Here is a 12038-nt window from a genome sequence, read left to right as displayed (position 1 = left end):
AGGAAGAGTAATCCCAGCCAGCAGCGCCGCCACATCCTGTGTAGCGTCACCACCCCGGTCCCCGGGGAACACCTCCCGAATACTCATACAACAACACTAAACCCACCGACATGCAACCGCAATACATACCCGAAAGTAACTTCGAAGAATGTTTCCTGGACACCGACACTTGCCCGTCCCGAGTAGGACTGACAAGTAGGGCTGACGAGGAGAGCTACGAGTAGAACTGTGAGCAGCGCTGACACACGCCGAACCGGAACCGGCGCCGACCCACCCGAACGCAAGAACCGCCGTCGCCCATCACAGGACAACAGCGGCTCAAGAGCAGGAGCACAAGCGGACACGGTTGCGGCGGCGCCAAGGGCAATAGCGAGTTACGAGACGCATGAGATCAGGTATCTGGCCTTCTCAAACCCGAGATCATAGACGAAGTGTGTGGGAGCATCTCCGAGGGACCAGCCCAACTATGTAGTTGTCACCGCGCTTGAATTCAGGCCCTGCGATCGGACCCACTTCGTTGTTGGGCGTACCGACGGCCATGGGCGGCGTCAAAAAAGTTGAGAAAGCGCGAAGAGCTCTGCAGCGAACCATCTCCACGGCGCCCACAATGCCAACACCATCACCGGCGCCAACCTCCACACCGAGCCACCCGCGTTTCCTTTCTCACCGGCTAAGATAGACGTGGCCAGATAGCGGGCCCGAGGCGGTCCGGCTTCGACACTCACGTCAGGAAAGCACCCCATGAATACTTCACGCATGAACGTCGAGTCGTTCAACCTTGACCACCGCACCGTCGTCGCACCATACGTTCGGGTTGCCGACCGCAAGCAGCTGCCGCACGGCGATGTCTTGACCAAGTACGACGTGCGTTTCACCCAGCCCAACGTGGCGCACCTGGACATGAAATCTGTTCACTCCCTAGAGCACCTTTTTGCCGAATGTTCACGCAACCACTCGGATGCCGTCATTGATTTCTCCCCCATGGGCTGCCAGACGGGCTACTACCTGATTCTTGCAGGCGAGCCTGACCTGCCGGCCGTCATGGAGCTGATTGAGGCCACGCTCAAGGAAGTTTTGGTGGCTATCGAAGTTCCTGCCGCCAATGAAATCCAGTGCGGCTGGGGCGAAAGCCACTCCCTCGACGGCGCCAAAGACGTTGCCCGCACGTTCCTCGCCAAGCGCGACGAGTGGGCGCAGGTCACCGCGTGAGCACGACCATTGTGAACGCTACTAATCCGACCGCGAGCTATCCTGCGCAGAACACTCCGGCCGACGTCATTGTCATCGTCGCCATGGAAGAGGAGTTGGCTCCCTTCCTGCAGCTCGCTGATTCAGTGGCGGAGCCGGTCCGGGAGGGCAATTCCATCCACCGCGCCAGTGTCATCATCGGCCACAACATTCTGCTGGTGCACGGCGGCATTGGCCTGGTGAACGCAGCGGGTGCGGCCACTTCTGCGCTGCTCTTAACCCAGCAGAAGAACGACGGCGCGTCCCCTCCTCTGGTGATCAGCGCCGGCTCAGCCGGTGGTCTGGGCGATGACGTCAGGGTCGGCGATGTGGTCATCGGCACCGACACGATCAACGCCGACGCAGACGCCCGCGCCTTCGGTTATCAGCTCGGTCAGGTACCGGGCATGCCGGCGTCCTACCCGGTGATGGACTCGCTTGTGCCGCTCATCGACTCCACACCGCGGACGCTCACTTCCGCAGGAGAAGGAATGGTGAACACAGTTCACCATGGGCTGCTGGTCTCAAGTTACAAGTTTGTGGGCCACGACCGAGCCCCTGTCATCAAGGATCGGTTCGAAGGAGTGCTTGCCACTGACATGGAATCCTCGGCGATCGCACAGACTTGCCACGTGTATGGCGCGCCTTTCGTAGCCATCCGAGGGATTTCCGATCTATGCGGACCGGCATCCGACGCTGATTTCCTGACCCATGTGGACGACGCCGCCGAGCGTTCGGCGAAGGTTGCCCTGGCAGTCATTGATTCCTGGTTCGCGGCTGGCTCACCCCGCCTGTAGACCCGAAACCCGACCGGCAAACCGGAGAATCACTGTGGCGATCTGATCAGCCCGGCGCTGGCAAAGTTCTCGAATGCGTCATCCAGTGCTATAGCCAAGCGGCGAATCGCGAGACGGCGCTGGCGGCGGTCAAGAGGTCTGACCCCGGATTGCTGGGTCTGGCCACCATGGCCTCCACTACCTCTTCATACTGATCAAGGTAGAGCCGCGTCAGCAATTCATGGTGGTCGAAGCAGAGCCGATACAAGAACCGGACGGAGACCTTCGCCAGCGGCACACGGCCTGAACACGTGTGGCCGAATACCCTGCCCCTGCGGTTCTGGATCCCAGCCCAGTCAATGTTTGCTTGTCCCGGACCTGCATCATTGCTGCGGGATCCGCCGGCTTCGCCGCAGCAAAAGCGTTGTAAGAGGCAGGGGTTACCTTCGACTGCTTCGAGCAGGGCAGCGCAGTGGGTGGCCACTGGCTTTTGGATAACCCCGATGGGCAATCTACCTGTTACGAAATTCCGGAACTCATCACCCCTGGGGTCCGAATGGCATTTTCAGACTGGTACGCATCAAGGGACCTTCGACGGCGAACAAATCCACGCTCATGATGACCGTTCCGGAGATCCATTTGAAGGCCGCGACGTGGTGGTGATTGGCGCAGGAAATTCGGCCATAGACACCGCCGTGGAAGCCTCTCACCCAGGGCAAACAGTGCGCAGCTATCAATTCGTCGCAGACAGTGGGTACTGCGCAAATTTCTGCTCGGCAAACCCAGCGACCAGGTCGCATCGCCTGGATGGGTGCCGTGGTGGATCACCGGGATTCAGTTGCGCATCGGCGCCCTCACCCCGGGCAACCTGCGCAAGTATGCGGTGCCCCAACCCGTGCACACACCGGACCAACCCATCCCCTGCAATCAGAAGAGCTCCGCTAATGTCTTGCCGCGCTAGGCGCCACGGATGCAGGCCCGCGATCCCGAACATATCATCACCATCGCCTCCGCCGCTTCCATTGTGACCATGCCCGGGGAAGCCAGCTGCGCGGCCAACAAATACGACGTACTGGGCTACCTTGGGGCGGTCCGCGAGGAGTTCCACCGCTCCCCCGTTCAAATTTCCGTCATCACGCAATCCGTGGTCAATACGGCACTAGCAGCAGGAACCGCCACAGGAACTGCGAAACTCCTCACGCCGGAGACCACCGTGGAATCCGTGCTGCGCACCATTGAGCGGCCCCGGCTTGAGGTCTGCATTCCGGATTACCTTGGGCCGGTGGTCCGCGCGGTCAAAACCTGCCCGGAGCATTGCGCGGTCAGATGATGCGCCGTCTTGTCCCCAATCGACAAGCCAGTAGAAACCCACAGGAGTGCTGACATGGGTCAGTGTGGTGAACGCCGGCGTCGTACCTGTTCTATCCTGAAATCTGCTGACAGCTACAGAATGGAAGACCTTTGACTCTGCGTGTCCTTGTCCCCACGGCCCTTTTTGCGCAAGAGATCCGGAGCCCGGAGATTGAAGCGATCGTCTGGCACATCAACGATAGCCCGGAGGATGCGCCAGCCGCGGATGTGCTGGTCACTGAGCGGCCGCGGGAATTCGAGAATCGGGCGCGGGTGGGGAGCATTCCAGGTCTTCGCCACGTGCACTTACTCTCCATTGGCTCCGATTGGATTCTTGCCCACATGCCAGCTGCCGTGACGCTAAGTAATTCTCGTGGAGCGGTGGAAGATGCCACAGCCGAGCACGGCATGGCGCTGATTCTCGCGGCACTGCGTGAACTGCCGACGGCGGCCGTGCAGCAGAGCCGGCATGACTGGGCGCCACTCTGGACCAGTTCGCTGCACGGATCGGTGGTTCTAGTGCTGGGTTATGGCGGGGTGGGCAAGGAGCTCTTTTCGCGGCTGGACCCGTTTCGTCCGGCCGCTTTGATTCCCGTTGCGAGCCGGGCCCGAGTCCTAGATGACGGACGCAAGATCCACGGCACGGCCGAACTGCCGGAGCTGCTTCCTCAGGCGGACGTTGTGGTGGTGACGCTCCCCCACAACGATTCAACCGCACACTTGGTGGATGCTCACTTTCTTGCACGTATGAAGGACGGGGCACTGCTGGTCAACATTGGGCGCGGTCCTGTCGTGGACACCGATGCCCTGCTAGCCGAGCTGAGTTCCGGGCGGCTGCGGGCTGCCTTGGATGTCACTGACCCGGAACCGCTGCCGGCCGATCACCCTCTCTGGGATGCGCCCGGCTGCCTCATCACTCCTCATATGGCAGGCAACACCGCTGAGTTCATTCGGCTAGCCACGGAGATAACCGTTGAACAGCTGCGCCGGATTGCCAGAGGCGAGGAGCCTCTTCATCTAGTCGTATGAAGGGTCCGGACCAGGCTAGGTGGCACTGACGTCAGCTGGACTTCTCGATGTCGTCTACCACCCACCGGCCGCCGTCGCTCGTAAAGTCTGCGTCGCTATCGCTGGCCCGGAGGACATTGGCGGCTAGCGGCAATTGATGTGAGGCGCTTTCCACGATGTGCATGAGATAGCCGGCCGTGTTGGGGAACGCCACCAGATCTCCAGCGGTAACTCCGGCCGGAAACTCGAAGCGCCGGCGCAGCAACAGTTCCTCCTCAATGCAATAAGCCCCTACGAGAAATGCGCTGTCCGTGCTTCTAGGCCGTCCCGCCCGTCGCGGGTTCGTGGCGTGAACGAGCACTGGATCCAGCAAGAAGTCAGCTGATGTGGATCTGCACTGAGTCCGGTTCATATGCAGGCCCACCAGCGGGACCCCATCGCTGCGGCGCTTGGTGAAAGCCACCTCAGCGAGTGTGAGCCCGCATCCGTCCAACAAAGATCGCCCAGGTTCGCAGCGCAACTGAACTTGCGCTGCGTTTAAGGCTTGCGCCACGGACTGCTCCGCTAGCAATCCAGATGCTGGAACAGTACTGAGTACTTTTTCGAGCCACTCTCCCCGGATAAGTTCCTGGTGATAGGGGTAGACGCCTGACTCGAGCCGATCGGACTTCCAGGTCAGCGATTCGTCCCCTGCCGGGAGCTGTTTCAGAGCTGTCCAAAAGTTCTCCCATTCTGAGGCACTATCCAAATACGACATGGGGATTCCGCCACCCATGTCCACAAAGCGTGGAGCGTGCCCGAGCGTGCGCAACTGTTCAATGAGTACTAGCGATTCAGTAATGCCGATGGCCCGGGCCTGCGCTTCGTATCCGTTGAGGTGGAAGTGGATTCCAGCGACATTGACGCGACCCTTCAGATCATCCTCATGTAAGGCTTCCTTCCACTGAGCAGCCGGGAGCCCAAAGCGGGTAGCCGGGATCGATTCATGGGTGATCGCCAGGCGAAGTGCTACGTTCAGTGGCTGATGCTCAGCACCTGTGAGTTCGAGTGCGTCGCGCAGCTCCTCGTCATTATCTACACTGATGATCACCCCTGAAGCGATAGCCAGCGTCAGCAATTCTGCGGATTTGACCGCCGCCGTGACGATGATGCTTTCTGCCGGAACGCCCCGTTGGAGGCATTGACGGAGCTCGTTCAAACTGGCCACATCGATGCCACAGTTCTCGCGAACAGCTTGATCAATGGCTCCCAGTGTCTTGTTGGCCTTGCGAGCAAAATAGATCTGAAAGTCGATGTCGTGGGAGGCCGCAGCAGCGCGTAGCTCTGCAACATTGCGGCCCATGGAGCGGAAATCGTGAACATTGACTGGCGTTCCATGGGTCTCAATCAACTCCCGGCACTGCTGCGGATCGTTGAGCAGATCCTCCATCCATGGTTCGAGCCGAGCTGTCAGCGGTGCGGTGCCATACATTTTTTGGCGCATCATGACTCTTTCAGTACAGGTTTCGTAGCAATAAGGTGGGCGATTCGCTGAGCCCACAGCTGGTATTCACCATGCAGTGAGCGGTTGAGCGTGTCATGACCCAGCGTAGGGTCCTCGGTGGGGCGTCCCACGGCAGCCAGTGACTGCGTTCTGGAGCCGTCCCGAGCTAGGCACGTTCCGTCCTTGTCGGTCAGTAGGCCACGCTCCCCCGCGCGGATCATGAGATGACCGTCTCGAAGGAGACCGGCGTATAAGTTACTGGCGCGCTGTCCCTCCGGAGCGGGCGCCACGAGCACTCCGGGTCCCGGAGTCACTGCGTCGATGAGCACCACACCGGGTTCTGGCTCTTCGCCTACAGCAGCCAGATGAAGAAGGCCGAACTCAAAAAGCGCTAGGAGTTTGCGGGCAGTGAGTTCTGGCGGACCAAAGGCAAAGCGCTCGAGGTTGCCAGCAACCCGTGAAAACTGCCGCCTGTCCCGCTGGTTGTATGAGCTTCGATCCATCACCGCAATCAACTCGGCATAAAGCCCTGACCATACGCGAGCCCACAGCCATCCCGTGGTGAGAGGTGCCCGATAATGGTTGACTAAAAGGCTCTGGCGCAGTTGTCCAGCGGGCTCTAGCGCTGCTGGCCCCCGGAATCCTGACTTCTCATCCCGCGGCATCTGCTCCCGCGGCATCCGTTCATTTTCTACGCATGAACTCTGTGTAGCGGCAACGCCGCTTCGCACAGTTTCCGACACCCCAGTCAGCGCGGTGCGCCACAGCGCCAAAGCACTCGGCTGCACACCCATGATCTGGGCACATTCTTGAGCGCAGCGCAGAAGAACTGTCCACAGCCCAGCCAACCGCCCGGCGTCGGACGTGGCTTGATGGGACTGCTTGTCCCACTCACTCAACCGGGGCTTGAATCGCTCAATGCAGGCGGTAATCGTTTCCGGCACTGTCTCACTCTTGGGGTCCATCAGCAGACCGCGGCGGGAGGCAAACGTGATGCGCTGCGGCTCGCGTCCGCTGGGAATGTAGCGCACGTTCGCTAGCTGTTCACCGCTATGTTCGCCACTCATGAGGCCCTCCCATGAGCCGCCGCGGCCCTCGGTGAGGAGCAGGGCCACGTCGTAAGCCGTCAGTGCAGCACCACGGATCCACACGCTTTGCTGTGCACCTACATCCGACGTGGTCAAGGAATCGTAATTGCCGATCAAGGGGTGCGGATTCAGCGCGCCCTGCAGGAGCGCGCCAGGCAGGAGTACGCCCTGCGCAAATTCGCCAGTCGAAGGCCCCACAGGAAGTGATTGCGCACGCTCCGCATCCCCCAGCCCATGTCCGGTTGCCAGCAGGACTTCATCATAGAGTTCACTGCCGAACTCTCCCTCAAGCCTCCATTGCGTACCCTCACGCTCGAGAGCGGCCACGGCGAGAGGCACGTGAATCACAGACATGTTTCCCTGCCGGATCAGGAGCTCAAATTGCTCTCGCAGGTAGCGGCCCACCAGGACCCGCGGCGGATACTTTTCATCACTGAGTTCAGGGGCTGTGTGGTTGAGCCAGCTAGTGAAGTTCTCCCCGCACAGACTCCAGGAGGCATCCACAATGCCAGCGTTCACGTTCAGACGCAGTACTTGGGGCTGGCCCTCTCGCCACACACTGCCCGATCCGGGAGTGTGTGGGTCGTAGACGTCCACGCGGATACTTGGTCTAGAGCCGGCCGGGATCAGATCATGGAGGGCAAGCAGTGCGAATAAGCTCTTGGGTCCCCCGCCCACCACGGCAAGGCGAATCACGGGGCCGTGACTTCGTCGGGCTCCGGGCCCGGCTCCGCATTGAGAGTGGCACGTACCCATGCATCGTTGTAGACCGTTTGTAGATAGGGCACGCCGGTATCGTGAACAATAAAGGCGATGCGCGCACCGGGTTCGAGAGTGGGCAGGAGTCTTCCCATGGCTGCAACGATGGCTCCCGTAGAGGCCCCCGCCAAAATGCCCTCTCGACGGGCCAATAGGCGGCATCCGCGGACCATATCAATCTCCTCCGTTTGGAAAACGAGATCGGGTTCAGCTCCGGCGGCAAGTTCCGGCAAGACACCTGCGCCGAGCCCGGGCAACCGCCGAGTACCGGATTCTCCACCAAAGAGGACGGAGCCCACAGAATCCACCGCCACCACCTTGGTGTTTAGCCCATGCTCGCGAATGTACTGCTGGCAGCCCAGCAATGTTCCGGTGGTGCTGGTGGCAACGAATAGATAATCGAGATCCCCTCCGGAACCGGCCATGATCTCGGGCATGGTGGACTCGAAGTGAGCCCGCGGATTTGCCGGTGAACCGTACTGGTTGGTGGTCACCGATCCTGGGTTAGCAGCAAGTAGGTCCTGAACACGTCCGCGGCGAGCGGCGAGCTTGTTACCGTCGGCCGGTGTCTGCACGAGATCCACTGTGGCGCCATACGCTCGCATAATCTCCAGAGCGAGAGCGTTGGCGTTCTCATCAACCACGGCAGTGAACTGGATGCCACGAACCACACACTGCCGGGCCAGCGCAATGCCCAAATTCCCCGATGTCGATTCAATGATCATGCCTCCGGGTAGCAGCCGACCCGAACTGAGTAAGTCTTCAATCAAGCCATTTGCAGTGCGTTCTTTGGTACTGCCGGCAAGCTGTAGCAGGTCCAACTTTGCATAGATTTCTGCGTCGAACGATTCAAAAAGTCGACTCAGACGCACCGTCGGAGTCGCAAAAGGATGAAGTGTCCCCAAATTGTTCATATCACTCTCTCCCCGACCTGTCTCTACTAGGCGAATCTCTGGTAGGCCAATATACCGAAATTGCAGGCTTCGAAATGATCCCAGATCTCATTCACGAGCGCAACACTAGTGGATGAGAGCTTTGAGGAGCACGATGCCAACACCTAAGAGCGTAGTCACAAGTGCCGCACCGACGCGATAATGCAGCTTACGAGTCCAACTGCGGGAGCTGAGAAAGCCGAAGAGTGTCAGCAAGCTTACGTCCACCCAGAGGGCAACCCAGACGGCGGTATCGTCGTTGACAAGATCTAAAACTCCGAATAGGACGATAGCCAAGGGAATTATGGCAGCGAGCAGTAGACCAATTGAGTGACTGAAGGCGTACGTGAAGGATTCTTTGAAGTGCGGTAAACCGTCTTGGTTTTTACTGAGATGGGCAACCACGTTGGCAAAAAAATGTGCCACCCAAAAAACAATCACTGTCAGCAATACCCTGGAAAACATCTCATATGCTGTGATGTCATATTTGTCCGTGACGATGATGAGCGCCGAAACACTGATCAGTCCATAAATAGCTGATTCTGAATAGAATTGAGCGTGAAATTTGTGTTTTCTGGGACCGTTCGCTTCGGCGATATTCCAGTGATCCACGGTGGGGTTGGGTTTGGGGGCTTCCACGGCTTCCTTCCACCTGAGATCCTTGGCCAGAGGATTGTCATTGGACTTTAAGTCCAACCACCGGCGGGCAACTGCCCACCGGTGGTTGGCCTAAACCTCAAGGGTGATTAGTCTTTCGCTTCGGCTCCATCCAGTTCCAAAGCGTCTGGATCATCGGCTTCCATGAGATCAGGCAAGCCATCTTGACGGCGCTTGGGCATGCGGCCTGCCGGAACGATAGCCAGCAGGGCCAGCCCGGCGAGCCCCAGCAATGAAATCTGCAGGGCATGCAGACGAGCCTCTGCGTTGACTTCCACAGCAGCAGCAAGTTCGGTTGGGCTAGACGTGCGGTCCTTGATGGTCGCCTCCAGCTGCGCGTTTGTCATGAAGTTGGTGTCACTGATGTTGACCTCGGAAATCAATTGCTGGGAAATCTCGGGATGCTGGCTTGCACCTAGAGAAATTTGCGAGGCAAGCATGGCTACAGCGAACGCACTGGCGACGGCGATGCCAACTGAACCGGAAAGGTTATGTACCAGTCCGCGCCAGGCACCGACGTCGCCAGCCAGGGGCTTGGGCACCGAACTGAGCAAGGTATTGAAGACAAGGGCAACGATCGCCCCCTGTCCCAAGCCCAGCAAGATAAGGCCAAGAACCACAAACAGCTGGCCCCAGTCATTGCGGATGGTGAAGGCTATCAAGCACAGGGCACCTGCCACAATAATGAAGCCCATCCTGGAGATGACGCTCGGGGTGAACTTGTCGTAGAGGAAGGCCACAAAAGTACTGGCCAGGAAGATGCTCAGCGTGTAGGGGATCAGAGAAAACGACGTCTCAATGCCAGAACGCCCCTGGACCATTTGCATGTACAGCGGGATCAGGAAATTTGCGGCCGTGCCGACGAACAGCATGATCGCCATGCAGGCTGTGATGGCCAGCTCGGAGCTGGAGGCAAGCACTCGCAAATCAAAGATGCGCGGCAGTTTGGCACCTTGGCGCTTACGGATCCATGCAAAGAAGATTTGTCCGCCGATCACGCCCAGCAGAATCAGCAGTGGAGCCGGCGAGATGCCCAAGATAGAGAAGGGCGCCTGTTCAGTGGCGCTCCAGATGCCCCAACTGGCCATTCCGCTGAAACCAAAGCTGAGGACGATGATGGAGGCGGCGGCAATGAACGCGCCAGTCCAGTCGATCTTGAGGTTGGGCTGGGCCGGGATTGCCTTGAGCCTAAAGCTCAAAAGCAAGTTGATGGCACCGAGGATCACCATAATGCCGAACGAGTAGCGCCAGCCAATGGTGGTAGCAAACCAGCCCGCAATCAGCAGAGCCAAAACGCCTGCTGCTGGAATGGCTGCGGCCAGTAAGCCGATGGCTTTGGCCTGTTGAGCGTCCTTGTAACTGGTCGCAATAAAGACGGTCAGAGCCGGGGCGACCAAAGCGATGACGGCACCGGAGGACGCCTGCGCAATGAACAGCATGGCGGGGCTGACGCTTAATGCAACACAGGCCATGGCGGCCGCGTGAATGGCAACGGCGATTTGAAAGACCTTGCGAGTTCCGTAGCGGGCGCCAATCTTGGCACCGAGCAAGATGAACGCAGCCATCGAGAAAGTTCCGGCTGTAATGGCGGTTCCCACGGAGGTGGCGGGAGTGTTCAAGTCAGTGGTGATGCCCTGCATGGAAACCGTAAGGGCATTGACTGCGAACGAGGCCTGAATCTGGGTCAGCACCACCACAATGAGCGGTAACCAAGAAGCTGCTTTAGCTGCTGACGCAGCTGAAGATCCTGAATTGGATGGGGTTTTAGTTGCCATTGTTGAAGAGAGCTCCTTAGGTCAAAAAGGGACAGACGACTTCAAAAAGTCATCACTAACGAACCGCGGAGCTTTCCCAACCTACAACCGACCAATCCGTCTGCCCACGGGATCTATGATCGGATGCTATACGGAATTAGTGGCTGGTACCTAGCAATATTCCGCCCTAATTAACTTATGACGCAAATACTTTGTTGGGTAGTGCCCTAGTCGACCTCAAAACATGGCGTTTCCAGCGCATTCTCGCGACGACCAACTAATCCATTTTTTAGCTGAACGCCCAACAATTCCTCGCTGAGCAAGTCTGAGTAGCTCTGCCCGTACCGTTTTGAGGGCCAGACACAGGTGCGTGGCACGTGCCCAGGGCTGATGCAAAGTCGTTTTCGGGTGGGGCCGTCTTAAAATGTGAGACTGGCCGGGTTCAGCTGTTAACGATGAAGAACTCCTGTTAGACATGGTGATTGTTCAGACCAATCATGTGCAACAGGAGTTCCCGCATGCCATCTTCCACTATCAGCACCCTTGTCCGCCAGTTGGAGTCAGTACCCGAGCAGGCCAAGGCCTTGTTGACGCCCGGGACGATGAGAGATGTCTTAGAGTCAATCCCGGATCCCAGAAAACGTCGAGGCATCAGACATGGACTGACGGGAATTCTGGCGTTGGCGATCTGCGCGGTGTTGACCGGGGCAAAGTCCTTCGCTGAAATCTCCGAATGGGCCGCCGATACCGGTCGTGGCCCGCTAGCGAAAGCTGGAATTAGAGTCCCTCACGTGACCACGATTCAACGGGTACTCGCCCGAGTTGATGGGGATGTTTTTGATACTGCTTTCGGTGCCTGGATCATCGCTCAGGTCAAACCTCAAGTGATCGCCATCGATGGAAAGGAAGTCCGTGGGGCCAAAAACGGTGGAGGGGACAGGGTGCACTTGATGGCTGCTGTGGATCACGCTACCGGGACTATTCTCGGGCAGGTCAGTATTGGT

General features: G+C 58.7%; 12 protein-coding genes. 6 read left to right on the top strand and 6 right to left on the bottom strand.

Annotated features, from left to right (window positions below; all coding sequences use genetic code 11):
• The first annotated feature begins 741 nt into the window (after positions 1 to 741).
• Both ACX80D_RS17540 and mtnN read left to right on the top strand, forming a co-directional pair.
• A complete protein-coding gene (locus tag ACX80D_RS17540) occupies positions 742 to 1209 on the top strand; it encodes an S-ribosylhomocysteine lyase (protein ID WP_459324151.1) in 468 nt (155 codons plus the stop codon).
• A complete protein-coding gene (mtnN, locus tag ACX80D_RS17535; protein WP_459324150.1) occupies positions 1206 to 2024 on the top strand; it encodes a 5'-methylthioadenosine/S-adenosylhomocysteine nucleosidase in 819 nt (272 codons plus the stop codon). Before ACX80D_RS17540 ends, mtnN begins: the two co-directional genes overlap by 4 nt.
• Positions 2025 to 2112: 88 nt before the next feature.
• On the opposite strand, the gene ACX80D_RS17530 is transcribed toward mtnN, so the two are convergent.
• A complete protein-coding gene (locus tag ACX80D_RS17530; protein ID WP_459324149.1) occupies positions 2113 to 2487 on the bottom strand; it encodes a hypothetical protein in 375 nt (124 codons plus the stop codon).
• Between the two features lie 19 nt (positions 2488 to 2506).
• Here ACX80D_RS17530 and ACX80D_RS17525 point away from each other — a divergent pair, with 19 nt between their 5' ends.
• The 3 genes from ACX80D_RS17525 to ACX80D_RS17515 all read left to right on the top strand — a co-directional run bounded on the left by ACX80D_RS17525 (position 2507) and on the right by ACX80D_RS17515 (position 4382).
• Complete coding sequence (locus ACX80D_RS17525) at positions 2507 to 3031, top strand: NAD(P)-binding domain-containing protein (protein WP_459324148.1); 525 nt, start codon at positions 2507 to 2509, stop codon at positions 3029 to 3031.
• Entirely contained in the window at positions 2974 to 3333 is a 360-nt protein-coding gene (locus ACX80D_RS17520; protein WP_459324147.1) for a hypothetical protein, read from the top strand. The genes ACX80D_RS17525 and ACX80D_RS17520 overlap by 58 nt, the downstream gene beginning before the upstream one ends.
• Positions 3334 to 3464: 131 nt before the next feature.
• Entirely contained in the window at positions 3465 to 4382 is a 918-nt protein-coding gene (locus ACX80D_RS17515) for a 2-hydroxyacid dehydrogenase (protein WP_459324146.1), read from the top strand.
• A 31-nt stretch (positions 4383 to 4413) separates the two neighbouring features.
• Here ACX80D_RS17515 and ACX80D_RS17510 read toward each other — a convergent pair whose 3' ends face one another.
• The 5 genes from ACX80D_RS17510 to ACX80D_RS17490 all read right to left on the bottom strand — a co-directional run bounded on the left by ACX80D_RS17510 (position 4414) and on the right by ACX80D_RS17490 (position 11055).
• Positions 4414 to 5847, bottom strand: coding sequence for an alanine racemase (locus ACX80D_RS17510; protein WP_459324145.1), 1434 nt, complete (start codon positions 5845 to 5847; stop codon positions 4414 to 4416).
• Positions 5844 to 7628, bottom strand: coding sequence for an FAD/NAD(P)-binding protein (locus ACX80D_RS17505; RefSeq protein ID WP_459324144.1), 1785 nt, complete (start codon positions 7626 to 7628; stop codon positions 5844 to 5846). The genes ACX80D_RS17510 and ACX80D_RS17505 overlap by 4 nt, the downstream gene beginning before the upstream one ends.
• Positions 7625 to 8605, bottom strand: a complete 981-nt coding sequence (locus ACX80D_RS17500; RefSeq protein WP_459324143.1) for a pyridoxal-phosphate dependent enzyme — start codon at positions 8603 to 8605, stop codon at positions 7625 to 7627. Before ACX80D_RS17500 ends, ACX80D_RS17505 begins: the two co-directional genes overlap by 4 nt.
• Positions 8606 to 8710: 105 nt before the next feature.
• Positions 8711 to 9262: a hypothetical protein gene (locus tag ACX80D_RS17495; protein ID WP_459324142.1), complete on the bottom strand. Its 552-nt coding sequence runs from the start codon at positions 9260 to 9262 to the stop codon at positions 8711 to 8713.
• A gap of 107 nt (positions 9263 to 9369) precedes the next feature.
• Entirely contained in the window at positions 9370 to 11055 is a 1686-nt protein-coding gene (locus ACX80D_RS17490) for an MFS transporter (RefSeq protein ID WP_459324141.1), read from the bottom strand.
• Positions 11056 to 11552: 497 nt separating this feature from the next.
• On the opposite strand from ACX80D_RS17490, the gene ACX80D_RS17485 reads away from it, so the two are divergent.
• On the top strand, positions 11553 to 12038 hold a 486-nt coding region (locus ACX80D_RS17485; protein WP_459324140.1), incomplete at its 3' end, for a transposase family protein.

This window comes from Arthrobacter sp. Sr24 (genome assembly GCF_054511175.1).
Note: the sequence above shows the minus strand (reverse complement) of the source record. Positions and strands in the feature narration are given on the sequence as shown.

Excerpts from the sequence above, each read along its gene's own strand:
- ACX80D_RS17525 (WP_459324148.1), top strand. The coding sequence starts at position 2,507 with ATGGGCAATCTACCTGTTACGAAATTCCGGAACTCATCACCCCTGGGG.
- ACX80D_RS17520 (WP_459324147.1), top strand. The coding sequence starts at position 2,974 with ATGCAGGCCCGCGATCCCGAACATATCATCACCATCGCCTCCGCCGCT.
- ACX80D_RS17500 (WP_459324143.1), bottom strand. The coding sequence starts at position 8,605 with ATGAACAATTTGGGGACACTTCATCCTTTTGCGACTCCGACGGTGCGT.
- ACX80D_RS17540 (WP_459324151.1), top strand. The coding sequence starts at position 742 with ATGAATACTTCACGCATGAACGTCGAGTCGTTCAACCTTGACCACCGC.
- ACX80D_RS17510 (WP_459324145.1), bottom strand. The coding sequence starts at position 5,847 with ATGATGCGCCAAAAAATGTATGGCACCGCACCGCTGACAGCTCGGCTC.
- ACX80D_RS17490 (WP_459324141.1), bottom strand. The coding sequence starts at position 11,055 with ATGGCAACTAAAACCCCATCCAATTCAGGATCTTCAGCTGCGTCAGCA.